Here is a 25,233-nt window from a genome sequence, read left to right as displayed (position 1 = left end):
CGCAATGTTGGTCTTTTTCTGGAGGTCGCAGATCAGCGTGCGGCAAGCTTGCGCTCAATCGCGTCCATCAACAGTGCGCCGATGTTGGTACCAAAGGCGTTGTCGATTTCCCGGATGCAGGTCGGGCTGGTGACGTTGATTTCGGTCAGGTGCTCACCGATAACGTCCAATCCTACAAACAACAGGCCCTTTTCACGCAGGGTTGGGCCGACTTGGGCTGCAATCCAACGGTCCTTTTCGCTCAGCGGGCGGGCTTCGCCACGGCCGCCAGCGGCCAGGTTGCCACGGGTTTCGCCCTGTGCCGGGATCCGCGCCAGGCAATAAGGCACGGGCTCGCCGTCGATCATCAGGATGCGCTTGTCGCCGTCCTTGATGCCCGGCAAGTAGCCTTGCGCCATGATTTGCTGGGTGCCGTTGGCAGTCAGGGTTTCGAGGATCACCGACAGGTTGGGATCACCGACCCGGTGGCGGAAGATCGAAGTGCCGCCCATGCCGTCCAGCGGCTTGAGGATCACATCGCCGTACTGGGCGGCGAATTCACGCAACACGTCAGCGCGACGGCTGACCACGGTTGGTGGTGTGCATTGGGTGAATTGGGTGGCGAACAGCTTTTCGTTGCAATCACGCAGGCTCTGCGGCTTGTTGACGATCAGCACACCGTCGCGCTCGGCTTGTTCGAGCAGATAGGTGGTGTACACAAATTCCATGTCGAAGGGCGGGTCCTTGCGCATCAGGATCACGTCCAGATCGCTCAGGGCAGTGTCGGCCTCGGCCTCCAGCTCAAACCACTTTTCAGGGTTGGCGAACACTTTCAGCGGCTTCATGCGCGCGCGGGCCTTGCCTTCGGTCAGGTAAAGGTCTTGCTGCTCCATATAAAACAGGGTCCAGCCACGTGCCTGTGCGGCCAGCAGCATGGCCAGCGAGCTGTCCTTTTTATAGGAGATGTCCGCAATGGGGTCCATGACAATCCCGACTCGAACGCTCATGGCAAATTCCTCGATTAAATAGTGGGCAAAAGGCGTAGAAAAGTGGCGCCAGAGTGGCGCTGAGCAGGGGCTTGGTCAAGCGACATAGTGTCGATTGCTGGCCAAAAACCGCGTAGGAGCTGCCGAAGGCTGCGATCTTTTGATCTGCCAACATCAAAAGATCGCAGCCTTCGGCAGCTCCTACGATGTGTTTCAGCGATCAGTGAGAGGTGTGTATTGCAGGTCGCGACTGTGCTAAAAAGGCTCGCACAGTGCTTACAGCCCTTGTCCTTCAAGGATTTGCGGTTTTAGGCGACACAGTTGTAACAAAACGGGTCGCCGTGGCGATGGTAGGGCACATATGGACACGCATTCCAGCGCCTTGAAGGTGATGGTGATCGATGACTCGAAAACCATTCGCCGGACCGCTGAAACCTTGCTGAAAAACGTGGGCTGCGAGGTCATTACGGCCATCGACGGTTTTGATGCGTTGGCCAAGATTGTTGATCATCATCCACACATTATTTTTGTCGACATCATGATGCCGCGCCTGGATGGCTATCAGACGTGCGCCCTGATCAAGAACAACCGGGCGTTCAAAATGACCCCGGTGATCATGTTGTCCTCCAAGGACGGTTTGTTTGACAAGGCCAAGGGACGCATTGTCGGCTCTGATCAATTTTTGACCAAGCCCTTCAGCAGAGATGAACTGCTGAATGCGATCAAGGCCCATGTACCGGGTTTTGATATCGTCCCGAACGTTCAATGACGCTCGGCCCCGAGGGCCGATTACCTTTTAGATGGGGAACACCATGGCTCGCATTCTGATCGTCGATGACTCGCCGACCGAAATGTTCAAACTGACCGGCATGTTGGAAAAACATGGTCATGTTGTGCTGAAGGCTGAAAACGGCGCTGATGGCGTGGCCCTGGCCCGTCAGGAAAAACCCGATGCGGTGCTGATGGACATCGTGATGCCCGGTCTTAATGGGTTTCAGGCCACGCGCCAACTGAGCAAAGACCCGGAAACCAACCATATTCCGGTCATCATGGTGACCACCAAAGACCAGGAAACCGACATGGTCTGGGCAACGCGTCAGGGCGCCAAGGCTTACATCACCAAACCGGTGGACGAACAAAAGCTGATCCTGACGCTCAAGAACGTGCTGGCTGACAGCCGCCCTCAATGACGGCCTGCCAATGCCTGACTCACTGACCGCCTTCGAACTGCTGTTTGAGATAGACCAACGCTGCCGCGCTTTGGCAGCAGGTCTGGCGCCGGTGCAGGCACAAGCCGGGAGTTGGAGCGGCATCGGTTTTCGGATGGGCGAGCATTGTTTTGTGGCGCCCATGGGCGAAATCGCCGAGATCCTCCACGAGCCACGGTTTACCTTGCTGCCTGGGGTAAAGCCGTGGGTTAAAGGGGTGGCCAACCTGCGTGGGCAATTGTTGCCGATCATTGATCTGTGCAGCTTTTTCGGGCTTGAGCCGTCGCCCCTGCGCAAGCAACGGCGGGTGATGGTGCTGGAATACAAAGACGTGTTTGTCGGCTTGCAGGTGGATGAAGTGCTGGGCATGCAGCACTTTGACCAAACTGAGTTGGACACCCACGTGCAGGCGTTACCCAACCTGTTGTTGGTGCCTTTTATCCAGGGACGTTTTGCCGGCCAGCCAGAGTGGTGGGTGTTCAGCCCGTTCGTGCTGGCCCACGCGCCCCAGTTCTGGGCCGTCGCGGTGTGAGTGGGGCACGCGTTTTACCTTTTGCTTTACTACGGGATGCCAAGGCCTGACTGATGAGCACAGCCAATACCGCTAAACCACTGGAAGGGTCGCGCAGTCGTTCGCAGATCATCGTGCTTTTTATCGCCCTGATCGTGTTCATCATGCTGTTGTTCGCCAACTTTGCTTACCTCAACACCCAGTCCAACTACGACAAGCAATACATCAGCCACGCGGGCGAGCTGCGCGTGCTGTCCCAGCGCATCGCCAAAAACGCCACTGAAGCCGCCGCTGGCAAAGCCGCCGCGTTCAAGTTGCTGGGCGATGCGCGCAACGACTTCAGCCAGCGTTGGGAGTACCTGCAAAAAGGTGACCCCAGCACGGGCCTGCCGCCTGCACCGGTAGCGGTGCACAAAGAAATGCAGTCGGTTCAGCGCGACTGGGAGCAGTTGCTGGACAGCACCAACGCAATTCTGGCCAGCGAGCAAACCGTGCTGTCGTTGCACCAAGTGGCGGCTACCTTGGCCGAGACCGTGCCGCAGCTCCAGGTTGAGTACGAAAAAGTCGTCGAAATTTTGCTGCAGCGCGGCGCCCCGGCCAGCCAGGTGGCATTGGCGCAGCGCCAGTCGTTGCTGGCCGAGCGCATATTAGGCGCGGTCAACACGGTGCTGGCGGGCGATGAAACGGCGGCGCAGGCGGCCGATGCGTTTGGCCGTGATGCCAATCGTTTCGGCCAAGTGCTCAACGGCATGCTCGAAGGCAATGACGGGCTGCGCATTCCTAAAGTCGAAGACAAGGACGCCCGCGCCCGCCTGCTGGAGATTTCCGAGCTGTTCCAGTTTGTCTCGGGCTCGGTGGATGAAATTCTCGAAACCTCGCCCCAGTTGTTCCACGTGCGTGAAGCCGCCAACACCATTTTCAGCCTGTCGCAAACCCTGCTCGATGAAGCCTCAACCCTGGCCAACGGTTTTGAAAACTTGGCCAACGGTCGCTCGCTGGACATCATCGGTGGCTACGTTCTGGGCCTGCTGGCGCTGGCGTCGATCATCCTGATCGGGCTGGTGATGGTGCGCGAGACCAATCGCCAACTGCGTGAAACCGCTGAAAAGAACGAGCGCAATCAGAACGCGATCATGCGGCTGCTCGACGAAATCGAAGACCTGGCCGACGGCGACCTGACCGTGACCGCCTCGGTTACCGAAGACTTTACTGGGGCGATTGCTGACTCCATCAACTATTCCATCGACCAACTGCGCGAACTGGTGGCCACCATCAACCTGACGGCGGGCCAGGTGGCGGCCGCCGTGCAGGAAACCCAGGCCTCGGCCATGCAACTGGCGGAGTCTTCGGAGCATCAGGCGCAGCAGATCGCCGAGGCGTCCGGGTCGGTGCAACATATGGCGCAATCGATTGATCAAGTGTCGGCCAACGCCTCTGAGTCTTCGGCGGTGGCGGAGCGTTCGGTGGCGATTGCCAACAAAGGCAACGAAGTGGTGCACAACACCATTCGCGGCATGGACAACATTCGCGACCAGATCCAGGACACGGCCAAGCGCATCAAACGGTTGGGCGAGTCTTCGCAGGAAATCGGCGACATTGTCAGCCTGATTGATGACATTGCCGACCAGACCAACATTCTGGCGTTGAACGCCGCTATTCAGGCGTCCATGGCCGGTGATGCCGGGCGCGGGTTTGCCGTGGTGGCGGACGAAGTGCAGCGTCTGGCTGAGCGCTCGTCGGCGGCGACCCGGCAAATCGAGACGCTGGTGCGGGCCATTCAGGCCGACACCAATGAAGCGGTGATTTCCATGGAGCAAACCACCACCGAAGTGGTGCGCGGTGCGCGCTTGGCCCACGATGCCGGGGTGGCGCTGGAAGAGATTGAAGGGGTGTCGCAAAACCTCGCTGACCTCATTCAGCGCATCTCCAATGCGGCGCAAGAGCAAACCAGCTCGGCTGCGCAGATCTCCCTGACCATGAACGTCATTCAGCAAATCACCCATCAAACTTCGTCCGGCTCGACCGCCACCGCCGACAGCATTGGTAACCTGGCCAAGATGGCCAGCCAACTGCGCCGCTCGGTGTCCGGTTTCACCTTGCCCGCCTCGCCAAAACCCCGAGAGCCGCAGTAGTGCGACATTCAGACTGGAGTTGTTATGGTTGACCGGCGCGACTACGTAGCCCTCGAATGGGTTAAAGACGAGATTGCCGACACCTTGAAACAGGCGCGCACGGCGCTTGAGGACTATGTCTTGCAGCCCTCTGCCGAGGCGCTGGAGCAGTGCCTGGCATGTATTCATCAGGTGCACGGCAGCCTGCTGATGGTGGAGTTTTATGGCGCCGCCCTGCTGGCCGAAGAAACCGAACACTTGGTGGTCGCCTTGCAGGAGGGCCGGGTCAGCCAGAGCGAAGAAGCCCTGCGTCTGTTGATGCAAGCCTTCAACCAGTTGCCGCTGTACCTGGACCGCGTTCACACGGCCCGGCGTGACTGGCCGCTGGTGGTGCTGCCGTTAATCAACGATTTACGCACCGCCCGTGGCGAAAGCCTACTGTCAGAAACGAGCCTGTTCAGTCCCGATTTACAGACATTGCCGACACTGGACCAGGCCGCCCTCGCGCACTTGATCCCCGCGGAATGGCCGCGCCAGATCATGACCCTGCGCCACGCCCTGCAAGCCGCGTTGAACGGTTTGCAGGGTGAGGAAGATGTGCGCGGCAATCTGGAGCGCCTGGCCAATGTCTTCAGCCAACTTGAAAGTCTGTGCCAAGGCGCGCCCATCAACGCCTTGTGGAAAGTCGCCTCAGCCTTGCTGGACGGCATGTTGCGCGGCCGCGTGGCCAATAGTCCGGCGTTGCGCAGCTTGCTCAATGAGTCCGACAAAGAACTCAATCGCTTGCTGGCGCAAGGTATTGAGGGCGTCAACCAGCCAGCGCCGGATGAACTGCTCACAAGCTTGCTGTTTTACATCGCCAAGGCCGAACAGCCGACCACCAAGATGCTTGCGCTGAAAAACCGTTACGAGCTGGACGAAGCCATGCCCGACGCGGCCATGGTCGACGAAGAGCGGGCGCGGCTGGCGGGGCCTGACCGTGACGCCATGCGCTCGGTGGTGTCGGCCTTGTGCGAAGAGCTGGTGCGGGTCAAGGAACGCCTCGATCTGTTTGTGCGCAGTGACCGTTTGCACGTCTCCGAGTTGAGCAGCCTGATGGCGCCGTTGCGCCAGATCGCCGACACCTTGGCGGTGCTCGGTTTTGGCCAGCCGCGAAAAGTCATCATCGACCAATTGGCGGTGGTTCAGGGCATCGCCCAAGGGCAGCGCGAGCCGACAGACGCGGTGTTGATGGATGTGGCCGCCGCCTTGCTGTACGTCGAAGCCACGCTGGCCGGGATGGTCGGCAATGTCGAGCCGTCTTCGCGAGAAGAAAGCCGCCTGCCCACCACGGACCTGATTCAGATTCACCAACTGGTGATCAAAGAGGCGCGCATTGGCCTTGAAGAGGTCAAAGACCTGATCACTGATTTTCTGTCTGACGGCCACGACCGCCAGCACCTGCAACCGTTGCTGGGCTTGCTGACGCAGATCCGTGGCGCGCTGGCGATGATCCCGCTACGCCGGGTTGCTGGCTTGCTCAACAGCTGCCACGACTTTGTCGAAGAACATCTGTTGGCGGGCCCGCTGCCCGCCGACGCGCAGCTTGATCAACTGGCGGATGCGTTGATCAGCATCGAGTACTACCTGGAACGTTTGGCGCTGGACCCCGGCGCTGCGAGCGAGAAGGTGCTGGAGCGCGCAGAAAAGAGCCTGACAGCGCTGGGATACGCGCCCGCCAAGCGCAATGTGCTGGTGCTCGATGAGTCGCTGAGTTTGCCTGCCGCCAAGGCCAAGCCTGCGGTGCAGACCTCGCAAGACCCGCAGGTGATACAAAACCTGGCGCAGGTATTGGCCGGTCCGCTGCCGTTGAATCCCCCCGCGCAGCACATCCCGCAGAGCTTGTTGCCGCCGCCGGTAGACGAAGAACCGGTGGACGAAGAACTGCTGGAAGTCTTTCTGGAAGAGACTGACGAAGTCTTGATTGCCCTGCACGACGCCTTGCCGCAATGGATCGCCAACCCGGCAGACAGCGCTGCGCTGGCCGAACTGCGGCGTGCCTTCCATACGCTCAAAGGCAGCGGGCGCATGGTGCGTGCGCTGGTGCTGGCGGAACTGGCCTGGGCGGTTGAGAACTTGCTCAACCGGGTGATCGAACGCAAGGTCGCGCCGTCCCCTGCGATTGATCAATTGCTGGAAGAGGCGCTGGTACTGCTGCCGCAATTGATCCAGGAGTTTGCCGACCACAGCCAGCGTCAGCATCATGATGTCGACCAGCTCGCGGCCCGTGCCCACAGCCTGTCCAAGGGGCGCCCGCAGCCGCTCCAGATCGAGCAGCAGAGCGCCAGTTTTGATCCGCAATTGCTGGATATCTTCCGCCAGGAAGCGCAAACCCACCTCAACAGCCTCAACCACTTTCTGGACCTGGCCAGCGAGCACGTACCGCTGTACGCCACTGACGATTTGCAGTTGGCCATGCACACCCTCAAAGGCAGCGCGCACATGGCGGGCGTGCTGAGAATGGCCGAGCTGGCGGCGCCGCTGGATTACCTGGTACGTGAGTACAAGGCCCATCACCTTGAGCTGGACGTCGAAGAAATCGACTTGCTGCTTGAGGCCGACAGCTTGCTGCATCGCGGCCTCAAACAGCTGGACCTCGACCCGCTGGCCGAGATCCGTGGTGCCCGGGCCTTGATCGAACGCACCGGGCAATGGGTCAGCAAACGCCTGGACATGGCCCTGAATGCGCCTTCGGGCACGTTGACGGCCCCGCGGGACCCGCAGCGTGTCAGCGAGTTTTTGGGCCAGAGCATGGACATTCTGTTCGAGGCCGAAACGCTGTTGCGCCACTGGCGGCAGCACCCCCATGAGCGCGACGGCCTCCAGCGTCTGCTGGACCAACTGACCGACCTGGGCGAGTCGGCCTTTTTGCTCGACCTGCAGCCCGTCGATGCGCTGTGCGAAGCCTTGCTCGACCTGTATGGCGCAGTAGAAGAAAGCAGCCTGGTGGTCAGCGAGCGGTTCTTTCAAGAGGCCGACGAGGCCCAGGAAGCGCTGATCAACATGCTCGACCAATTGGCCGCCGGGCAAGAGATCACCCCGCAACCGCAACGCATCGACGCGCTACAGGCGCTGCTGCATGAAGGCTTGGCGCCGGACGCCACCGGCTTGATCCGCCGTGAAGGCAACCAGACCCTGGACATCACAGAACTGGGCGCCGCCACGGCGCAGCTGGACGCCGAGCAGGACGACGCGCAGGACGATGAAATCGTCGCCATCTTTATCGAAGAGGCGGTGGATATCCTCGACAGCACCAGCCATGCGTTGCGGCGCTGGATCAATGAGCCTGACAACCTGGCGCCGTTGTCCTCGCTGCAACGCGACTTGCACACGCTCAAGGGCGGCGCGCGCATGGCCGGTATCGTGCCGATTGGCGATCTGGCCCACGAGCTGGAGCACTTATACGAAGGGCTGCTGGACCGCCGCTTGAGCGAGAGCCCGACGCTGGCGCGCCTGCTGGAACTCTGCCATGCGCAACTGCTGGTGATGCTCGAACAACTGCGTCACCACACGCCTCTGGACGAACCCACTGAACTGATCGAGGCCATTCGTACCCTTCGGCACAGCAGCGCGGCCTCTGTAGAGCCGAGTAACGCCACGCTAGCGGCAACGCCTGCCGGGCCGCAAAACGGCATCGACCCGGAGCTGCTGGATATCTTTCTGGAAGAGGCGTTTGACCTGCTGGAAAGCTCCGGTGCGGCCTTGGTGCGTTGGCAGGCCGAGCCGCAAAACACCGTTGAAGACGAAAACCTGCTGCGCGACCTGCACACCCTTAAAGGCGGGGCGCGGATGGTCGAAATCAGCGCCATTGGGGATTTTGCCCACGAGCTGGAAACCCTGGTTGAAGACATTTCGTTGGGTTTTCTGTCGCCCAGCGCTGAATTGTTTACCTTGCTACAACGCAGCCACGACCAGTTGGCGCAGATGCTCGACGCCCTGCGCAGCGGCCAGCCGGTGCCTTCGCCGCAGGTATTGATCGAGCATATCCAGCGGGTTGAGCGCAGCGTCCGGCAAGCCGTCCAGAGCCCGGCGGTGAACAAGCCTGACCCCGCCGCCGGGTTGCTTCCCGAAGCCGAGCGCACGGGGCTGGACATGCTCAAGGTCCCGGCCGAACTGCTTGAAGACCTGGTCAACCTGGCGGGCGAAACTTCGATGATTCGCGGGCGTCTGGAGCAGCAGGTCAATGACGGCAAAATCGCCCTCAACGAAATGCAGACCACCCTCGAGCGCATGCACGATCAGTTGCGTCGGCTCGACACCGAGACCCAAAGCCGCATTCACAGCCGTCAGCACGCCGAAGTCGATGGCCTGGCTTACGACGAGTTTGACCCGCTGGAAATGGACCGCCATTCCCAACTGCAACAACTGTCGCGGGCGCTGTTTGAGTCGGCCTCGGACTTGCTCGACCTCAAGGCCACCCTGGCGGCGCGCAATCAGGACGCCTACAGCCTGTTGCAGAAACAGGGGCGGGTGAACACCCAATTGCAGGAAGGCCTGATGGGCACCCGCATGGTGCCGTTCGAACGGGTGTTGCCGCGCCTCAAACGCGTGGTGCGCCAAGTGGCCTCGGAGCTGGGCAAGCAGGTCGAGTTCAGCGTGATCAACGCCGAAGCTGAAATCGACCGCAATGTACTGGAACGCATGGTCGCGCCGCTCGAACACATGTTGCGCAATGCCGTGGACCACGGGCTTGAGCCTACCGACGTCCGCGAGGCCAGCGGCAAGCCGGCGCAGGGGCTGATTACCCTGGAGCTGTCCAACGAAGGCGGCGACGTGGTGTTCGACATTCGCGATGATGGCGCCGGGGTACCGCTCGAAGCGGTGCGGCGCAAGGCCATCCTGCGCGGTTTGCTGGACCCGCAAATGATGCTCAGCGACCGTGACGTGTTGCAGTTCATCTTGCAGCCGGGCTTCTCTACCGCTGAAAAAATCACCCAGATTTCCGGGCGCGGCGTCGGCATGGACGTGGTTCACGAAGAAGTGCGCCAACTGGGCGGCAACATGACCATCGACTCGGTGCCGGGCCAAGGGGTGCACTTTCAAATCCGCCTGCCGTTCAGCGTGTCACTCAACCGTGCCTTGATGGTGCAGTGCAGCGACGAGCAATACGCCATCGCGCTTAACACCGTTGAGGGCCTGGTGCGTGTGATGCCCAACGAGCTTGAAGACTATTACCAGCTCGACCCGCCCATGTACCACTACGCGGGCCAGGATTACGACCTGCGTTACCTGGGCGAATTGCTGCAAACCGTGGGCAAACCCCAACTCATCGGTCTAAACCATTCACTGCCGGTGTTGCTGGTGCATTGCAATGACCAGCGGGTGGCCTTGCACGTGGATGCGCTGGCGGGCTCGCGTGAAATCGTGGTCAAAAGCCTTGGGCCGCAATTTACCGGGGTGCAAGGTGTGTCAGGGGCGACCATTTTGGGCGACGGCCGCGTGGTGCTGATCCTTGACCTGCTCGCCTACCTGCGTGCGCATCAGGCGCGTCAGCCCTTGCAGCAGGCGATCAATGAAGCCAACGGCGTACTGGAATTCACCCCGGCGGTGCGCCCGCCGCTGGTTTTGGTGGTCGACGACTCAGTGACCGTACGCAAGGTGACCAGCCGTTTGCTGGAGCGCAATGGCATGAACGTCATCACGGCCAAAGACGGCGTCGACGCCATGAGCGTGCTCGAAGACCACATCCCGGACCTGATGCTGCTGGACATCGAAATGCCGCGCATGGACGGCTTTGAAGTGGCCACCCACGTGCGCAACAGCCCGCGTCTCAAAGACCTGCCGATCATCATGATCACCTCGCGTACCGGGCAAAAGCACCAGAACCGCGCGATGGCGATTGGCGTCAACGACTACCTTGGCAAGCCGTATCAAGAGTCGGTGTTGCTGGAGCGCATTGCCTACTGGAGCAACTTCCATGCTTGATCACCGCGTTGGCAGCCTGACCTGCTTGCTCTTGCCGCTGGCCGACCGCTACCTGCTCTTGCCCAACGTGGCGATTGCCGAACTGATCGACTGGCAGCGTGGCGAGCCGAGCATCGACTCGCCGTCCTGGCACGTCCGGCAAATTAACTGGCGCGACCGCGAACTGCCCTTGATCAGCTTCGAAGCGGCCTGCGGCGGCCCCTTGGTCATCGGCGAGCGCGCGCGCATCGTCATCCTCAACACCCTGAGCGGCGACCCGCGCCTCAAATTCATCGGCCTGGTGGTGCAAGGCATCCCGCGCTCCTACCGGCTCGACAGCCAACTGAGCTTCGTCGACGTGCCCCTCAGCCCGTTCGAACGGGCGGCGGTGCAAGTGGGCGAGAGCGTGGCAAAAATCCCGGATTTACTGGGGTTGGAGAGGCTGGTGCTGTCGGGTAGTGAGCCAGAAACACCGGACCCTCTGTAGGAGCGAGCTTGCCTCGCGATCTTTTGATCGTTGAAAAGCTCGCGAGACAAGCTCGCTCCTACAGAGGGCTGTGCAGTCTTTAAACCATAAGTGGCGACTTGATAAGTCCCAAAAAGGGACCTATCGTTCCCTTTTTGGGACTTATTGTGGGTTGTAACCATGTTGTCTCTAAGCGATGCGCTGTTTACTAATACGCAACAGAAAGTATTGGGCTTGCTGTTTGGCAAGCCTGACCAGAGTTTTTATGTGAATGAAATAGCGCGTTGGGCGCAGGTAGGAAAAGGCAGCTTGATGCGTGAACTAACACGTCTTGAGCAGTCAGGAATCCTCACGCTCACCCGACGAGGAAACCAGGCTCACTATCAGGCAAATGCCTTGTGCCCCATCTTCAATGAGTTGCTAAGCATTCTGCGCAAGACTGCCGGGCTCTCTGATCCGCTGCGTGCAGCCCTTGAGCCCTTTTTCGAGCGACTGCAATGGGCGTTTGTGTATGGCTCGATTGCCAAGGACCAGGCCCATGCGGCCAGCGATATTGACCTCATGCTCATTGGTGAAGACCTGCACTACAGTGACGTTATGGAGTGCCTGATGCCGCTTGAAGGAGCGCTCGGTCGCACCATCAATCCTACGCTTTACAGCGCGCAAGACTGGGCCGCCAAAATGGCTGCGGGGAACAGTTTTGTACAGCGGGTAGGGCAGCAGGAAAAAATCACGCTGATAGGTCGAGATCCACTGGAGCCCAAGGATGGAGAAAAATGACAGTCTGGAAAATCTCGTACGCAGTGGAGGGCTGAAAGCTGAACCACCCGACGGCAAAGAGTGCGAAGGGCTGATGCGTTCTGCAATTGATCGCCTGAAAGATGCAAGCAATGCACAACTGTCGTTTTCCAGCCGCTTTGACCTTGCGTACAACGCAGCCCATGGCATTGCGCTCACCGCTTTGCGCCTCTGTGGCTATCGGTCAGACCGACGTTATTTAGTCTTTCAAAGCCTCATTCACACCGCAGGCACAGACAAAGTGCAGGTCCGGCTTTTTGCCTTGTGCCATGAAAGGCGCAATCTCGCTGAATACGAAGGCTACATGGATGAAGATGAGGCATTGCTGCAAGGTTTGATCAGCAGCACCCAACACCTGCTTGAACGGGTCAAGGGGTTAAAGAGTCAGACTTTTGGTAGTTAGACTTATTGACGGTGATCGTTCAATCGCTCAAAAGCCTGGCCTGCGGGCCAGTTAAGTGGCGCCCGTTCAGGTGTGGCGCCTGAGGATCACCCCTTGCCCTTTAAGGTCACGACCTTGGCCCTTATGTTGTAACAAGTGGCACAGTCGCACTATCGGCTATTGAGGATGTTGCACATGTATCACGGGGAAAAGCTCAACGCCTGGACCCATCTTGTGGGGGCTGTGGCGGCTGCGGCAGGCAGTATCTGGTTGTTGGTGGTGGCGTGTCTGGACGGGAGTCCGCAAAAAATTGTCAGCGCGGCCATTTATGGCGTGACGCTGGTGCTGCTGTACAGCGTGTCGACGGTTTACCACAGCGTGCGTGGGCGTTCGAAGGTGATCATGCAGAAGTTTGATCACCTGTCGATTTACTTGTTGATTGCCGGCAGTTACACGCCGTTTTGCCTGGTGACGCTGCACGGGCCGTGGGGCTGGTCGCTGTTCGGGATTGTCTGGGGCATGGCGGTGATCGGCATGCTGCAAGAGATCAAGCCGCGTTCTGAAGCGCGCATTTTGTCGATCGTGATTTATGCGGTGATGGGCTGGATTGTGCTGGTGGCGGTCAAGCCTTTGCTGGCTGCGCTAGGGACCGCGGGTTTTATCTGGCTGGCCACGGGCGGGGTGATGTACACCGTGGGGATTATCTTTTTTGCCCTCGATCACCGCCTGCGGCATGCCCACGGCATTTGGCACCTGTTTGTCATCTGCGGCAGCCTGCTGCACTTTGTGGCCATCGCGCATTACGTGATCTAGACGACTGTAGGCGCTCGCTTGTCTTGCGAACTTTTAAAAAGATCAAAAGATCGCGAGACAAGCTCGCTCCTACAGATTTGCGTTGCTGCGATCGGGCGCGCAGCGGCCGTATACCCGCTCAATAGCCAAGTTCAAAAGGCCGTATTACGCTTTTTTCAGCGGCTTTTTGGTGTCGCTGCGGATTTGCGCGTGGCTGATCAGGGCGAAGATAAAACTGCCGCCGATGATGTTGCCAGCCAGTGTCGGGCCGGCAAAGATCAGCCAGAAGTCTTTCCACGGTAATTCACCCGCAAAGACCAGATAGGACACCTCAGCGGTGCCGACCACGATGTGGGTAAAGTCACCGAGCGCCATCAGGTAGGTGATGAGGATGATGATCCACATCTTGGCGCTCTCCATGGACGGGATCATCCAGACCATGGTTGCAATCATCCAGCCCGAGACAATGCCTTTGGCGAACATTTGGCTGACGTCGTTTTCCATGACCTTGCGCCCGATTTCCAGAAAGGCCTCGTCGGTCGGGGTATCGAAAATCGGCAAATGCAGCATCACGTAGGCCACCAGAAAAGTACCCATCAGGTTGCCGATCAGCACCACGGACCAGAGCCGGAACAACCGCCCGAAGTTATTCAGGGTGGGTTTGCTCATGATCGGCAATACCGCCGTCAGGGTGTTTTCAGTGAACAATTGCTGGCGAGCGAGAATGACCGCCAAAAAACCCGCGCAGTAACCAAAGCTGGCGATGACCTTGAACCCTTCGGCGTCGGGCAGTCGAGAGTTGAGCAAGCCCATGGCCATCAACGACAAGCCCATGGTCAGGCCCGCCGCCAGGGCTGACCAGAACAGGGCGGCAATGCTGCGCTCCAGCTCCTGATCACCTTGCAGGCGAATGATTTCGTGCAGGACAGCGGCACGCGGGGGCTGGTTTTTGCTGATGTCGTGCTTTTCATCAGGCGACAGATTGGGCGTTTTACCGCTGTTTTCAGTGTTCATGAGCGCATGACCGGTGGCGTGTATAAGCGTACGACACGCGCCATCGGTGGCTGTTCACTCAAAACCTGTAATCGCTGCCGCAGCCCGCAGCAGCGGGGACAAGGTCAAAGGTAATCAGGCCTGATTTTCATCCTGGAACTGGTCTTTGACGTACTTGATCTCGGTGCGGCCGTGCGGTGCTGGCAGGCCGTCTTCACCGAGGTTGACGAAGACCATTTTGTCGACCGTCAGGATGCTTTTGCGGGTGATCTTGTTGCGCACTTCACAGGTCAGGGTGATCGAGGTGCGACCAAACTCGGTGGCGGTGATGCCCAGCTCGATGATGTCGCCCTGGCGCGAGGCGCTGACAAAGTTGATTTCGGAGATGTACTTGGTCACGACGCGCTGGTTGCCCAACTGAACAATGGCGTAGATCGCCGCTTCTTCGTCGATCCAGCGCAGCAGGCTGCCACCGAACAGGGTGCCGTTGGGGTTGAGGTCTTCGGGTTTAACCCATTTGCGGGTGTGAAAATTCATGTTCGCTCCTGACCGTCTTGCCTTAGATGCCGGCCATGATGTCAGACCTCGGCGCTCAGCTCTATTAACCTTGGACTATGGTCTCGATTAAGCAAATAAAAAAGCCTTGGATAAACCCTTGGGAACCCAGGCGCGGATGGCTATAATCTCCCTCGCTTCAAAAACGGTCATGTTCACCCGGTACCGTTTTCCCGCCACCTGTCCGAGGGGCGCTGCAGCAGGTTTAACCTGTCAGGCTCGGATGGGGCGTTGTTTGTTCAGGGTTCCCTGGGCAAGCACTAAACGCACAACGGCGCCCATTCGCGATTAAACGAATGGAGGCTCTTAATGAGCGCTGTAAACACCCCTGCAGGTTTTACCGACTATAAAGTCGCTGATATGTCCCTTGCCCAATGGGGCCGTCGCGAAACCTTCATCGCTGAATCCGAAATGCCGGCCCTGATGGGTCTGCGTCGTCGGTATGCCGCAGAACAACCGCTCAAGGGCGCGAAGATTCTGGGCTGCATCCACATGACCATCCAGACTGCCGTGCTGATCGAAACCCTGGTTGCCCTGGGTGCCGAAGTGCGTTGGTCGTCGTGCAACATCTTCTCGACTCAAGACCAGGCCGCTGCCGCTATCGCTGCTGCCGGTATCCCGGTATTTGCCTGGAAAGGCGAGACCGAAGAAGAGTACGAGTGGTGCCTGGAGCAAACCATCTTGAAAGATGGCCAGCCTTGGGACGCCAACATGATCCTCGACGACGGCGGCGACCTGACCGAGCTGCTGCACAAGAAATACCCGGCCATGCTGAAAAAGATCCACGGCGTGACTGAAGAAACCACCACCGGCGTACACCGTCTGCTGGACATGCTGGCCAAAGGCGAGCTGATGATCCCGGCGATTAACGTGAACGACTCGGTGACCAAAAGCAAAAACGACAACAAGTACGGCTGCCGTCACAGCCTGAACGATGCGATCAAGCGTGGTACTGACCACCTGCTGTCCGGCAAGCAAGCGCTGGTCATCGGCTACGGTGACGTGGGCAAGGGCTCGGCCCAGTCCCTGCGTCAGGAAGGCATGATCGTTAAAGTCTCCGAAGTTGACCCGATCTGCGCCATGCAAGCGTGCATGGACGGCTTTGAAGTGGTTTCGCCGTTCATCAACGGCCAGAACGACGGCACCGCAGCCAGCATCGATGCTGCACTGCTGGGCAAGATCGACCTGATCGTGACCACCACCGGTAACGTCAACGTGTGCGACAAGAACATGCTGGCTGCGCTGAAAAAACGCGCTGTGGTGTGCAACATCGGCCACTTCGACAACGAAATCGACACCGCTTTCATGCGCAAAAACTGGGCATGGGAAGAAGTGAAGCCACAAGTGCACAAGGTACACCGCACTGGCGCTGGCGAGTTCGACCCACAGAACGACGACTACCTGATCCTGCTGGCCGAAGGCCGTCTGGTAAACCTGGGCAACGCCACAGGTCACCCAAGCCGCATCATGGACGGTTCGTTTGCCAACCAGGTACTGGCGCAGATCTTCCTGTTCGCCCAAAAATACGCTGACCTGCCTGCCGAACTGCAAGCTGAGCGTCTGACCGTAGAAGTACTGCCGAAGAAACTGGACGAAGAAGTGGCCCTGGAAATGGTTCGCGGCTTCGGTGGCGTGGTCACTCAACTGACCCAGCAACAAGCTGACTACATCGGCGTGACGGTTGAAGGTCCGTTCAAACCTGAAGCGTACCGTTACTGATTGGATCGCCAAGCCCGCCCCCTGATGGGGGCGGGCTTGTATTCGGCTTTTGTATTGCCAAGGATTTGACCATGTCCCAAGACCGTCGTTACAGCTTCGAGTTCTTCCCGACCAAGACCGATGCTGGACATGAAAAACTGATGAACACGGCTCGCCAGCTGGCGACCTACAACCCGGATTTTTTCTCCTGCACCTACGGTGCCGGTGGCTCGACCCGTGACCGCACGATCAACACCGTGCTGCAACTGGAGAGCGAAGCCAAGGTCCCTGCCGCCCCGCACTTGTCGTGTGTCGGTGACAGCAAGGACGACTTGCGTGGCCTGCTGACCCAGTACAAGGGTGCAGGTATCAAGCGTATTGTCGCGCTGCGTGGCGACCTGCCTTCGGGTATGGGGATGGCCAGCGGTGAGTTGCGCTATGCCAATGACCTGGTGAGCTTCATTCGCGAAGAAACCGGCGATCACTTCCATATTGAAGTGGCGGCATACCCTGAGATGCACCCTCAGGCACGCAATTTCGAAGACGATATCAGCAACTTCGTGCGCAAGGCCAACGCTGGCGCCGACAGTGCGATCACCCAGTACTTCTTTAACGCCGACAGCTACTTCCGTTTTGTTGAGCGCGTACGTGCGGCCGGCGTCATGATCCCGATCGTGCCGGGCATCATGCCGATCACCAACTACAGCAAGTTGGCGCGTTTCTCGGACGCTTGCGGTGCAGAAATCCCGCGTTGGATTCGCAAGCAACTGGAAGCCTACGGCGATGACGCGACCAGCATTCAGAAGTTTGGCGAGCAAGTGATCAGCGAAATGTGCGAGCGTTTGCTCGATGGCGGCGCACCGGGCCTGCACTTCTACACCTTGAACCAGTCTGAGCCGAGCCTGGCGATCTGGAACAACCTGAAGCTGCCACGCTGATCCACACGGCATCGCCCTTGTGGGAGCGGGCTTGCTCGCGATGGGCGTCACCCGGTTTGCTGATAAACCGTGGTGCTACCATCGCGAGCAAGCCCGCTCCCACGGGTTATATGGCCTGTGCCCCTACAAAACCGTTGAGCAGCATGAAATCGGCGCGCCGTGATTGCTCTGTTATACTCCGGGTTTTCCGCCAGGCTTACGCCCGGCCGCTCGTCCTTGTACCCGGCATTCAACCCCGTGACTGCGCAGCTTCCAGCCCGCGCGAGCGATGTGAATGAGCCTCAGGACTGGAGCAGGACCGGACGGGATTGCGTCACCTTAAACGCCATTCACGCCAGGCAAGACTATCCCTTTGGGCCAAGCCCTAACTAGAACAGGATTACTCATGTCCTTTGCTTCCCTCGGTCTCTCCGAGGCTTTAGTCCGCGCCATTGAAGATGCGGGCTATACCGAGCCTACTCCGGTGCAACAGCGGGCCATTCCCGCCGTGTTGCAAGGTCGCGATTTGATGGTAGCGGCCCAGACAGGTACTGGTAAAACCGGCGGCTTCGCTCTTCCGATTCTGGAAAAGCTGTTTCCCAACGGCCACCCGGACAAATCCCAGCGTCACGGCCCACGCCAACCCCGCGTGCTGGTCCTGACCCCGACTCGCGAACTCGCAGCCCAAGTGCACGAGAGCTTCAAGCTCTATGCCCGCGACCTGAAGTTCGTCAGTGCCTGCATCTTCGGCGGCGTCGGCATGAACCCGCAGGTTCAAGCCATGTCCCGCGGTGTTGACGTGCTGGTGGCGTGCCCGGGTCGTTTGCTCGACCTGTGTGGCCAGGGCAGCGTTGACCTCTCTCACGTAGAAATTCTGGTGCTTGATGAAGCCGACCGGATGCTCGACATGGGCTTTGTCCATGACGTGAAAAAAGTCCTCGCGCGTTTGCCTGCCAAGCGTCAGAACCTGCTGTTCTCGGCGACGTTCTCCAAGGACATCACCGACCTGGCCGGCAAGTTGCTGCGCAACCCTGAGCGCATTGAAGTGACGCCGCCCAACACCACGGTTGAGCGCATCGAGCAGCGTGTTTTCCGCCTGCCTGCGACCCACAAGCGTGCCTTGCTGGCCCACTTGATCACCGCAGGTGCCTGGGAGCAGGTGCTGGTGTTCACCCGTACCAAGCACGGTGCCAACCGTTTGGCTGAATACCTGGACAAACACGGCCTGAGCGCTGTGGCCATCCACGGTAACAAGAGCCAAAACGCGCGTACCAAAGCCCTGGCCGACTTTAAAGCCGGTTCTGTGCGCATTCTGGTTGCCACCGACATTGCAGCGCGTGGCCTGGACATCGACCAGTTGCCGCACGTGGTCAACTTCGAACTGCCGAACGTAGATGAAGACTACGTTCACCGTATCGGCCGTACGGGCCGTGCCGGTCGTTCGGGCGAAGCGATTTCCCTGGTCGCACCCGACGAAGAAAAACTGCTCAAAAGCATTGAGCGCATGACCAAACAGAAGATCGCTGATGGCGACCTGATGGGTTTTGACGCCAGTGCCGTAGAAGCTGAAAAGCCTGAAGTGCGCGAGCGTCCGGATGTGCGTAACCCGCGCAACCCGCCACGTGGCCCACGCGGCGACGGTCCGGGTAATCCGGGCGGTGGCGGCGGTCGTAAAGACAAAGGCAAAGACAAGGGCAAAGAAAAACCTTCAGCGGCACGCGGCGAGCGTCCAGCCCGTGAGCAAAAGCCACGCAGCGCCCAGCCTGTCCGTGAGCAGCGTCAGCCAACCCCTCGTGCCGACGCCAACCGTGCGCCGGACGAGTTCCGTGATGACGATGTGGATAACTTTGGTAACCGCGCTGATTACGTCAGCCCGTACCAAAACAAAAACAACCAGGGCCGCGACCGTCGTCCGGGCGCTCCGGCGCAAGGCGCTGGCACTCCGGCCCGTTCGGGTGGTCGTCAAAACGGCCCGCGTACCGGCAGCGGCGCCAGCACTGGCACCCCGCCAGCCAAGCGCAGCGGCCCACGCAACGGCGCCCCACGTGATGGCCAGGCCCGTCGCGACAACCGCCCGGCGCGCGATACTGCGCGTCAAGAGCCAGCGGTTAAAGGCCCACGTGAGAACCAGCCGAAGATCATGCACAAAGAGTCCAAAAGCGATCGCTTTTTGACCCCTGAGCAGCTGGATCAACTGCCGAACCGCCCTCGTGGCGAGAAGCCTGCACTGTTGACTCGCAACCGCTGAGTTAACGCTGCATAAAAAACGCCCCCGACCGAAAGATTGGGGGCGTTTTTTTAGCCATCTAAAAGCGCTATTACTTGGCCTTCACGCCTTCCAGCGAGATGTCCAGGTCCAGCGTTTGAGCAGTTGGGCCTGGGCCTTTGATGCCGAAGTCGTTCAGGTTCAGCGTGGTGGTAGCGTTGAAGCCAGCACGTTCGCCGCCCCATGGATCCTTGCCTTCGCCGTTGAATGTGGCTTTGAAGGTCACAGGCTTGGTCACGCCATGCAGCGTCAGGTCGCCGGTCACGTCAGCTGTCTTGTCGCCAGTTGGCACCACTTTGGTCGACTTGAAGGTCGCTTCAGGGTATTTGGCGACGTCCAGGAAGTCTTTGCTGGCGATGTGCTTGTCACGTTCTGCGTGGTTGGAGAACAGGCTGGCGGTTTGCAGAGTGATGTCAATTTTGCTGTCGGCAGGTTTGGCCGCATCCCACGAGAAGGTGCCTTTCCAGTCCTTGAACGTGCCGTGCACGAAGCTGTAGCCCAAGTGGCTGATTTTCCAGTCGATGAAAGCGTGCTGGCCTTCTTTATCGATGGTGTAGTCGGCAGCCATGGCTTGACCGGCGGTCAGCAGAGCAGTCCCAAGTGCCAGAGCAGCGAGCGTCTTTTTCAACATGCGTTCTATTCCTTTTGAATTGAGGTTGAGCATCAGGCTTTGCGGCCCAGCATACGTTTTAGGGTCGCATCACGGTCAATGAAGTGGTGTTTAAAGGCAGCCAGACCATGCAGAACAGCAAAGATCACCACGGTCCAGGCCAGCCACAGGTGCACAACGCCAGCAACATCAGCCTGATTGGGCAGGCTGGAGATCAGTGCCGGTACTTCAAACAGACCGAAGACAGGGATACCCACGCCTTCGGCCGTCGAGATCAAATATCCCGCGATCATGAGGGCAAACAAGCTCAGGTACAGAAAAGCGTGACCGAACTTGGCGCCGATACGGGTTGCAGGGCTATACGTTTCTAAAGCAGGGGGCGGCGGGCTGATGAACCGCCAGACAACACGGATCAACATGACCGCCAACAGCGTCAGACCGATGCTTTTATGCAGGTCCGGCGCTTCTTTACGCCAAGGGTCATAGTAGTCGAGACCGACCATCCACAAGCCCAATGCGAACAACCCAAACACGGCCAGCGCGACTGACCAGTGCAGGAAAATACTCACGGCACCATAGCGAGAAGACGAGTTACGTAGCTGCATTGCCAACATCCTGTGGGAATTGACGTTAAGACTAATGGTTTACCTATCGAATGAAAGCGCATTTTTTTGCTGCAAAACATCGATAAATACGATCTGTAGCCTGGGGATCATGCATTAAGCAAACGTTAACAATAGCCGCGTGCGGTGTTTTATGCCGAGCCGTGCCTTGAATGTAAATATGCGTGTCTATGGATAAACGTAATGACTTGTGACGAGCTTGCGCATTGCATAGGCTTGCAGGCTTGTTTGCCCGCAGACGCCGGGAACCAGCGCCAGGAGAGTGGAAATGGGCCTGAATAATCAATGGATGCAGCGCGATCTTGCCGTGTTGTGGCACCCCTGCACCCAAATGAAAGATCACGAACAGTTGCCGCTGATCCCCATCAAGCGCGGTGAAGGCGTGTGGCTCGAAGACTTCGAAGGCAAACGCTATCTGGATGCCGTGAGTTCCTGGTGGGTCAACGTGTTTGGCCACGCCAACCCGCGTATCAATCAGCGTATCAAGGACCAGGTCGACCAACTGGAGCACGTGATTCTCGCGGGGTTCAGCCATCAGCCGGTGATCGAGTTGTCCGAGCGCCTGGTCAAGATGACCCCTCAAGGCCTGACCCGCTGCTTCTATGCCGACAATGGTTCGTCGTGTATCGAAGTCTCGCTGAAGATGAGCTTTCACTACTGGCTCAACCGCGGCCAGCCTGACAAAAAACGGTTCGTAACGCTGACCAATAGCTACCACGGCGAAACCATGGCCGCGATGTCGGTGGGTGACGTGCCGCTGTTCACCGAAACCTACAAGGCTTTGCTGCTCGACACGATCAAAGTGCCGAGCCCCGATTGCTACTTGCGCCCTGAAGGCGTGAGCTGGGAAGCCCACTCGCGCACGATGTTTCAGGCCATGGAACAGACCCTGGCCGAGCACCATGCCACGATTGCGGCGGTGATTGTCGAGCCGCTGATTCAGGGCGCGGGCGGTATGCGCATGTACCACCCGGTGTACCTCACGTTGTTGCGTGAGGCCTGCGACCGATATGGCGTGCACCTGATCCTCGACGAAATCGCCGTGGGTTTTGGCCGTACCGGGACAATGTTTGCCTGTGAACAGGCCGGCATCACGCCAGACTTCCTGTGCCTGTCCAAAGCCTTGACCGGTGGCTACTTGCCGCTGGCGGCATGCCTGACCACCGATGAGGTGTACAGCGCGTTCTACGACGACTACCCGACCCTGCGCGCCTTCCTCCATTCCCACAGCTACACCGGCAACCCGCTGGCGTGTGCGGCGGCGTTGGCCACGCTGGATATTTTTGAAGACGACAACGTCATCGAAAACAACAAGGCACTCGCCCAGCGCATGGCCAGCGCAACGGCCCACCTGGCCGAGCATGAACATGTCTCGGAAGTGCGTCAGACAGGTATGGTGCTGGCGATAGAAATGGTCCAGGACAAAGCCACCAAAACGGCTTACCCGTGGCAGGAACGACGCGGCCTGAAAGTCTTCCAGCACGCGCTGGAGCGGGGTGCGTTGTTGCGCCCGTTAGGCAGTGTGGTGTATTTCTTGCCGCCTTACGTGATTACCCCCGAGCAGATCGATTTTCTGGCTGAAGTGGCCAGCGAAGGCATCGACATCGCGACGCGTACGGACATCAGCGTGGCCGTGCCGGCGAACTTCCATCCAGACTTCCGCGACCCGGGTTAATTTTAATCCCCTGTAGGAGCGAGCTTGTCTCGCGATCTTTTTTTAAAGCCAAAAGATCGCGAGGCAAGCTCGCTCCTACAGAGGGCTTTTTTTCAGAGAAATTAAATGAGATTGTCCCGCTTCTTTATCGACGCCCCGTTGAGCCTCGGTGAGCATGAACTGCCTGAAGCCCAGGCGCATTACATTGGCCGCGTGCTGCGCATGGCCGAGGGCGATGCCCTGCAAGTGTTCGACGGCTCGGGTCAGGAGTTTCTGGGGCGCTTGCTGGAAGTCGGCAAAAAACGTGTGCGCGTGGTGCTCGACGAAACCTTTGCCGGGCAAGTTGAGTCGCCGTTGGCCATTCACCTGGGCCAGGGGTTGTCCCGTGGTGAGCGTATGGACTGGGCGATTCAAAAGGCCACTGAATTGGGCGTGACGCAAATTACTCCGATCATGAGTGAGCGTTGCGAAGTGCGGCTCAAAGATGAACGTGCTGACAAGCGCCTCGCGCATTGGCGGCAAGTGGCGATCAGTGCGTGTGAGCAGTGTGGCCGTTCGCGGGTGCCGGTGATTCACCCGCCGGTATTGCTCAGTGACTGGATCAAAACCACCGAAGCCGACCTCAAGCTGGTGCTGCATCCGGTGTCAGCGCCGCTGACCAGCCACGCCAAGCCTGCGCGCCTGGCGTTTTTGATCGGGCCGGAAGGCGGGTTGACCGATAACGAAGTGGAGCACGCTCAAACGGCAGGCTTCCAGCCGGCCCGCCTCGGTCCGCGTGTGCTGCGCACCGAAACGGCGCCCGTAGTCGCGCTGGCCGTGGCCCAGCAACTGTGGGGTGATTTCTAAACGATTGACCTGTAGGAGCGAGCTTGCCTCGCGATCTTTTAAAGATCAAAAGATCGCGAGGCAAGCTCGCTCCTACAGGAATACTCGTTACGCCATCACCGCGAAGTTCGCCCGAAACTGCTGCGGCGACACGCCCAGCCTGCGCATGAACACGCTGCGCAGGTGATGCGCATCGCGAAAACCGCATTCGTAGGCCACGGTCTTGAGGGCCAGCGCCGGGTTTTCCAGTAATGCGCGGGCGGCATCCACCCGCGCACCTTCAACAAATTGTGCCGGGGTAATACCGGTGTCACGGGCAAATACCCGAGAGAAGTTGCGCGGGCTCATGTTGGCCGCTAGCGCCAGTTCACCGATGGTCAGATCCGCACGCAGATTGGCCTGCACAAACCGTTGCACCGCCGCCACCGGCGAATCGTCCGGGGTGGTCGCTGTCAGAAACGGGCTGAACTGCGACTGCCCGCCCGAACGCTGGGTAAACACCACCAGCCGTTTGGCCACGCTGAGTGCGATCTCGGGGCCATGATCCTGGCACAACACATACAGCGACAGATCAATCCCGGCCGTCACCCCGGCCGACGTAAACACGTTGTCGTCCTGCACATACAAGCGATCGGCTTCCAGTTTGGCGCCCGGGCACAGGCGCGCCAAGGCTGCAACATCGCCCCAGTGGGTGGTCACACGTCGGCCGTCCAGCAAGCCTGCGCGAGCGAGCATCAACGCCCCGTTACAGATCGAACCAAAGCGTCGCGAGCGGCGGCACAGTGTGCGTAACCAGCTATAAAACGCCGGGCCAAAATCCTGATCGGGCAGGGCCGGGCCGCCAGCACACAAGACCAGGTCGTAGGCGGTGCTGGCCTCGGTGAAATGCCGATGGGCCTGGATCGACAAGCCGTTGGAGCAGGCCAGCAAGCCTGCCTCAAGGCCCAGCACCTCCAGTTGATAGCGCTCAGCGGGCGGCAGAAACACATTGGCCTCGGCGAACACATCCATGGGCCCGGTCACATCCAGGGCCTGCACGCCGGGGAAAACGATCAATGCGATCTTCAAGGTCATCAGGGTTCGCCGTCTGAGGGGTGTTACATCAAATACCGCCGCCGCCCGCTGTGGCAAGCCTGTTAAAAGGCGTGGCCGGCATTGCCATCTGATTGGCACGAATCGCACCTGCGTGACGATTGTTGCCATAGAGGACGCGGTCCACACTGAACTCAACAGCGCCACCCCGGCGCTTGATCGAGGAGTTCGTCATGAGTCAGACCATCGCAGGCATCGCCATTCCGGACAGCGCCTTGGCAAAAGCAACGACCGAATACATCCGTGATGTGGAGTCCGATCTGCTTTATAACCACTCGCGGCGGGTGTTTTTGTTTGGCGCGCTGAGCGGCCAACGCAAGCAATTGGCCTATGACCCGGAGCTTTTGTACGTGGGGGCGATGTTCCATGATCTGGGCCTGGTTGAAGGCCATCGCAGTGACAACGAACGGTTTGAAGTGGACAGCGCCAACAGCGCCAAAGCCTTCATGAAACCCTTTGGCCTGAGCGACGATGATGTCGAACAAGTCTGGTTGTCCATTGCCCTGCACACCACGCCGGGCGTGCCGCAACACCTTCGGCCGAACGTGGCGCTGGTGACGGCGGGCGTAGAAATGGACGTGCTGGGCATTGATTACGCGGCGTTCCCCACTGAGCAACGCGAAGCCGTGGTGCATGCGCACCCGCGTGGCGAAGGCTTCAAGGAATGCATCCTCTGTGCCTTCGCCAACGGCTTCAAACACCGCCCCGACACCACCTTCGGCACGGTTAACGCCGACGTGCTGGTGGACATCGACCCAAGCTTCAAGCCACTGAACTTCGTCGAGATCATCCGCACGTCGCCGTGGGTGTCGTAAGCCTGGGGT

General features: G+C 59.2%; 22 protein-coding genes and 1 riboswitch. Of the genes, 15 read left to right on the top strand and 7 right to left on the bottom strand.

Annotation, left to right across the window (positions count from 1 at the left end; translation table 11 throughout):
* Nucleotides 1-32: 32 nt before the first annotated feature.
* Nucleotides 33-986 (bottom strand): glutathione synthase, encoded by a 954-nt coding sequence (gene gshB, locus TU84_RS16820; protein ID WP_048370940.1) that lies wholly within the window; start codon nt 984-986, stop codon nt 33-35.
* 340 nt (nt 987-1,326) lie between these two features.
* Here gshB and pilG point away from each other — a divergent pair, with 340 nt between their 5' ends.
* The 9 genes from pilG (at nt 1,327) to trhA (ending at nt 13,197) form a co-directional block, all read left to right on the top strand.
* Nucleotides 1,327-1,734 carry a twitching motility response regulator PilG gene (gene pilG / locus TU84_RS16815; protein ID WP_048370938.1) on the top strand — a complete coding sequence of 136 codons (408 nt, stop codon included), beginning with the start codon at nt 1,327-1,329 and terminating at the stop codon, nt 1,732-1,734.
* Between the two features lie 43 nt (nt 1,735-1,777).
* On the top strand, nt 1,778-2,155 hold the full coding sequence (gene pilH, locus TU84_RS16810) for a twitching motility response regulator PilH (RefSeq protein ID WP_048370936.1): 378 nt from the start codon (nt 1,778-1,780) through the stop codon (nt 2,153-2,155).
* Between the two features lie 10 nt (nt 2,156-2,165).
* Entirely contained in the window at nt 2,166-2,705 is a 540-nt protein-coding gene (locus TU84_RS16805) for a chemotaxis protein CheW (RefSeq protein WP_048370933.1), read from the top strand.
* A gap of 53 nt (nt 2,706-2,758) precedes the next feature.
* A complete protein-coding gene (locus TU84_RS16800; RefSeq protein ID WP_048370931.1) occupies nt 2,759-4,816 on the top strand; it encodes a methyl-accepting chemotaxis protein in 2,058 nt (685 codons plus the stop codon).
* Between the two features lie 24 nt (nt 4,817-4,840).
* Nucleotides 4,841-10,759: an Hpt domain-containing protein gene (locus TU84_RS16795; RefSeq protein WP_048370929.1), complete on the top strand. Its 5,919-nt coding sequence runs from the start codon at nt 4,841-4,843 to the stop codon at nt 10,757-10,759.
* On the top strand, nt 10,752-11,225 hold the full coding sequence (locus TU84_RS16790) for a chemotaxis protein CheW (RefSeq protein WP_048370927.1): 474 nt from the start codon (nt 10,752-10,754) through the stop codon (nt 11,223-11,225). The genes TU84_RS16795 and TU84_RS16790 overlap by 8 nt, the downstream gene beginning before the upstream one ends.
* Nucleotides 11,226-11,384: 159 nt before the next feature.
* Entirely contained in the window at nt 11,385-11,984 is a 600-nt protein-coding gene (locus tag TU84_RS16785; RefSeq protein WP_048370925.1) for a transcriptional regulator, read from the top strand.
* Nucleotides 11,971-12,405, top strand: a complete 435-nt coding sequence (locus tag TU84_RS16780) for a hypothetical protein (protein WP_048370924.1) — start codon at nt 11,971-11,973, stop codon at nt 12,403-12,405. Before TU84_RS16785 ends, TU84_RS16780 begins: the two co-directional genes overlap by 14 nt.
* A 174-nt stretch (nt 12,406-12,579) precedes the next feature.
* Nucleotides 12,580-13,197, top strand: coding sequence for a PAQR family membrane homeostasis protein TrhA (gene trhA / locus TU84_RS16775; RefSeq protein ID WP_048370921.1), 618 nt, complete (start codon nt 12,580-12,582; stop codon nt 13,195-13,197).
* 144 nt (nt 13,198-13,341) lie between these two features.
* On the opposite strand, the gene TU84_RS16770 is transcribed toward trhA, so the two are convergent.
* Both TU84_RS16770 and TU84_RS16765 read right to left on the bottom strand, forming a co-directional pair.
* Nucleotides 13,342-14,190: a formate/nitrite transporter family protein gene (locus tag TU84_RS16770; RefSeq protein ID WP_048370919.1), complete on the bottom strand. Its 849-nt coding sequence runs from the start codon at nt 14,188-14,190 to the stop codon at nt 13,342-13,344.
* A 114-nt stretch (nt 14,191-14,304) separates the two neighbouring features.
* The gene (locus TU84_RS16765) at nt 14,305-14,706 is read right to left on the bottom strand and encodes an acyl-CoA thioesterase (protein ID WP_047279442.1); all 402 of its coding nucleotides are present in this window, start codon (nt 14,704-14,706) and stop codon (nt 14,305-14,307) included.
* 198 nt (nt 14,707-14,904) lie between these two features.
* Nucleotides 14,905-15,011, top strand: a riboswitch (S-adenosyl-L-homocysteine riboswitch).
* Between the two features lie 22 nt (nt 15,012-15,033).
* On the opposite strand from TU84_RS16765, the gene ahcY reads away from it, so the two are divergent.
* The 3 genes from ahcY (at nt 15,034) to TU84_RS16750 (ending at nt 19,587) form a co-directional block, all read left to right on the top strand.
* On the top strand, nt 15,034-16,443 hold the full coding sequence (ahcY, locus tag TU84_RS16760) for an adenosylhomocysteinase (RefSeq protein WP_048370915.1): 1,410 nt from the start codon (nt 15,034-15,036) through the stop codon (nt 16,441-16,443).
* Between the two features lie 71 nt (nt 16,444-16,514).
* A complete protein-coding gene (gene metF, locus TU84_RS16755; protein ID WP_048370913.1) occupies nt 16,515-17,360 on the top strand; it encodes a methylenetetrahydrofolate reductase [NAD(P)H] in 846 nt (281 codons plus the stop codon).
* Between the two features lie 385 nt (nt 17,361-17,745).
* Entirely contained in the window at nt 17,746-19,587 is a 1,842-nt protein-coding gene (locus TU84_RS16750; RefSeq protein WP_048370911.1) for a DEAD/DEAH box helicase, read from the top strand.
* A gap of 70 nt (nt 19,588-19,657) precedes the next feature.
* Here TU84_RS16750 and TU84_RS16745 read toward each other — a convergent pair whose 3' ends face one another.
* Both TU84_RS16745 and TU84_RS16740 read right to left on the bottom strand, forming a co-directional pair.
* On the bottom strand, nt 19,658-20,236 hold the full coding sequence (locus TU84_RS16745) for a YceI family protein (protein ID WP_048370909.1): 579 nt from the start codon (nt 20,234-20,236) through the stop codon (nt 19,658-19,660).
* Between the two features lie 32 nt (nt 20,237-20,268).
* On the bottom strand, nt 20,269-20,820 hold the full coding sequence (locus TU84_RS16740) for a cytochrome b (protein ID WP_048370907.1): 552 nt from the start codon (nt 20,818-20,820) through the stop codon (nt 20,269-20,271).
* Between the two features lie 286 nt (nt 20,821-21,106).
* On the opposite strand from TU84_RS16740, the gene TU84_RS16735 reads away from it, so the two are divergent.
* The gene (locus tag TU84_RS16735) at nt 21,107-22,513 is read left to right on the top strand and encodes an adenosylmethionine--8-amino-7-oxononanoate transaminase (protein WP_048370904.1); all 1,407 of its coding nucleotides are present in this window, start codon (nt 21,107-21,109) and stop codon (nt 22,511-22,513) included.
* A 105-nt stretch (nt 22,514-22,618) separates the two neighbouring features.
* Complete coding sequence (locus TU84_RS16730; protein WP_048370902.1) at nt 22,619-23,338, top strand: 16S rRNA (uracil(1498)-N(3))-methyltransferase; 720 nt, start codon at nt 22,619-22,621, stop codon at nt 23,336-23,338.
* Between the two features lie 87 nt (nt 23,339-23,425).
* On the opposite strand, the gene TU84_RS16725 is transcribed toward TU84_RS16730, so the two are convergent.
* Both TU84_RS16725 and TU84_RS26310 read right to left on the bottom strand, forming a co-directional pair.
* A complete protein-coding gene (locus tag TU84_RS16725; RefSeq protein ID WP_048370900.1) occupies nt 23,426-24,391 on the bottom strand; it encodes a GlxA family transcriptional regulator in 966 nt (321 codons plus the stop codon).
* Nucleotides 24,392-24,419: 28 nt separating this feature from the next.
* Nucleotides 24,420-24,584 (bottom strand): hypothetical protein, encoded by a 165-nt coding sequence (locus tag TU84_RS26310; protein WP_164488148.1) that lies wholly within the window; start codon nt 24,582-24,584, stop codon nt 24,420-24,422.
* Here TU84_RS26310 and TU84_RS16720 point away from each other — a divergent pair.
* Nucleotides 24,583-25,224, top strand: a complete 642-nt coding sequence (locus tag TU84_RS16720; protein ID WP_048370898.1) for an HD domain-containing protein — start codon at nt 24,583-24,585, stop codon at nt 25,222-25,224. The genes TU84_RS26310 and TU84_RS16720 overlap by 2 nt on opposite strands.
* Nucleotides 25,225-25,233: the final 9 nt, after the last annotated feature.

Origin of the sequence: Pseudomonas helleri (genome assembly GCF_001043025.1) — a bacterium.
Classification (GTDB): Bacteria; Pseudomonadota; Gammaproteobacteria; order Pseudomonadales; family Pseudomonadaceae; genus Aquipseudomonas; species Aquipseudomonas helleri.
This window is presented reverse-complemented; position numbering and strand designations above follow the sequence as displayed.

Excerpts from the sequence above, each read along its gene's own strand:
- metF (WP_048370913.1), top strand. The coding sequence starts at position 16,515 with ATGTCCCAAGACCGTCGTTACAGCTTCGAGTTCTTCCCGACCAAGACC.
- TU84_RS26310 (WP_164488148.1), bottom strand. The coding sequence starts at position 24,584 with ATGACGAACTCCTCGATCAAGCGCCGGGGTGGCGCTGTTGAGTTCAGT.
- trhA (WP_048370921.1), top strand. The coding sequence starts at position 12,580 with ATGTATCACGGGGAAAAGCTCAACGCCTGGACCCATCTTGTGGGGGCT.
- TU84_RS16745 (WP_048370909.1), bottom strand. The coding sequence starts at position 20,236 with ATGTTGAAAAAGACGCTCGCTGCTCTGGCACTTGGGACTGCTCTGCTG.
- TU84_RS16730 (WP_048370902.1), top strand. The coding sequence starts at position 22,619 with ATGAGATTGTCCCGCTTCTTTATCGACGCCCCGTTGAGCCTCGGTGAG.
- TU84_RS16795 (WP_048370929.1), top strand. The coding sequence starts at position 4,841 with ATGGTTGACCGGCGCGACTACGTAGCCCTCGAATGGGTTAAAGACGAG.
- TU84_RS16770 (WP_048370919.1), bottom strand. The coding sequence starts at position 14,190 with ATGAACACTGAAAACAGCGGTAAAACGCCCAATCTGTCGCCTGATGAA.
- pilH (WP_048370936.1), top strand. The coding sequence starts at position 1,778 with ATGGCTCGCATTCTGATCGTCGATGACTCGCCGACCGAAATGTTCAAA.
- TU84_RS16780 (WP_048370924.1), top strand. The coding sequence starts at position 11,971 with ATGGAGAAAAATGACAGTCTGGAAAATCTCGTACGCAGTGGAGGGCTG.
- pilG (WP_048370938.1), top strand. The coding sequence starts at position 1,327 with ATGGACACGCATTCCAGCGCCTTGAAGGTGATGGTGATCGATGACTCG.
- ahcY (WP_048370915.1), top strand. The coding sequence starts at position 15,034 with ATGAGCGCTGTAAACACCCCTGCAGGTTTTACCGACTATAAAGTCGCT.
- TU84_RS16765 (WP_047279442.1), bottom strand. The coding sequence starts at position 14,706 with ATGAATTTTCACACCCGCAAATGGGTTAAACCCGAAGACCTCAACCCC.
- TU84_RS16800 (WP_048370931.1), top strand. The coding sequence starts at position 2,759 with ATGAGCACAGCCAATACCGCTAAACCACTGGAAGGGTCGCGCAGTCGT.
- TU84_RS16720 (WP_048370898.1), top strand. The coding sequence starts at position 24,583 with ATGAGTCAGACCATCGCAGGCATCGCCATTCCGGACAGCGCCTTGGCA.
- TU84_RS16740 (WP_048370907.1), bottom strand. The coding sequence starts at position 20,820 with ATGCAGCTACGTAACTCGTCTTCTCGCTATGGTGCCGTGAGTATTTTC.
- TU84_RS16790 (WP_048370927.1), top strand. The coding sequence starts at position 10,752 with ATGCTTGATCACCGCGTTGGCAGCCTGACCTGCTTGCTCTTGCCGCTG.
- TU84_RS16735 (WP_048370904.1), top strand. The coding sequence starts at position 21,107 with ATGGGCCTGAATAATCAATGGATGCAGCGCGATCTTGCCGTGTTGTGG.
- TU84_RS16750 (WP_048370911.1), top strand. The coding sequence starts at position 17,746 with ATGTCCTTTGCTTCCCTCGGTCTCTCCGAGGCTTTAGTCCGCGCCATT.
- gshB (WP_048370940.1), bottom strand. The coding sequence starts at position 986 with ATGAGCGTTCGAGTCGGGATTGTCATGGACCCCATTGCGGACATCTCC.
- TU84_RS16805 (WP_048370933.1), top strand. The coding sequence starts at position 2,166 with ATGCCTGACTCACTGACCGCCTTCGAACTGCTGTTTGAGATAGACCAA.
- TU84_RS16785 (WP_048370925.1), top strand. The coding sequence starts at position 11,385 with ATGTTGTCTCTAAGCGATGCGCTGTTTACTAATACGCAACAGAAAGTA.
- TU84_RS16725 (WP_048370900.1), bottom strand. The coding sequence starts at position 24,391 with ATGACCTTGAAGATCGCATTGATCGTTTTCCCCGGCGTGCAGGCCCTG.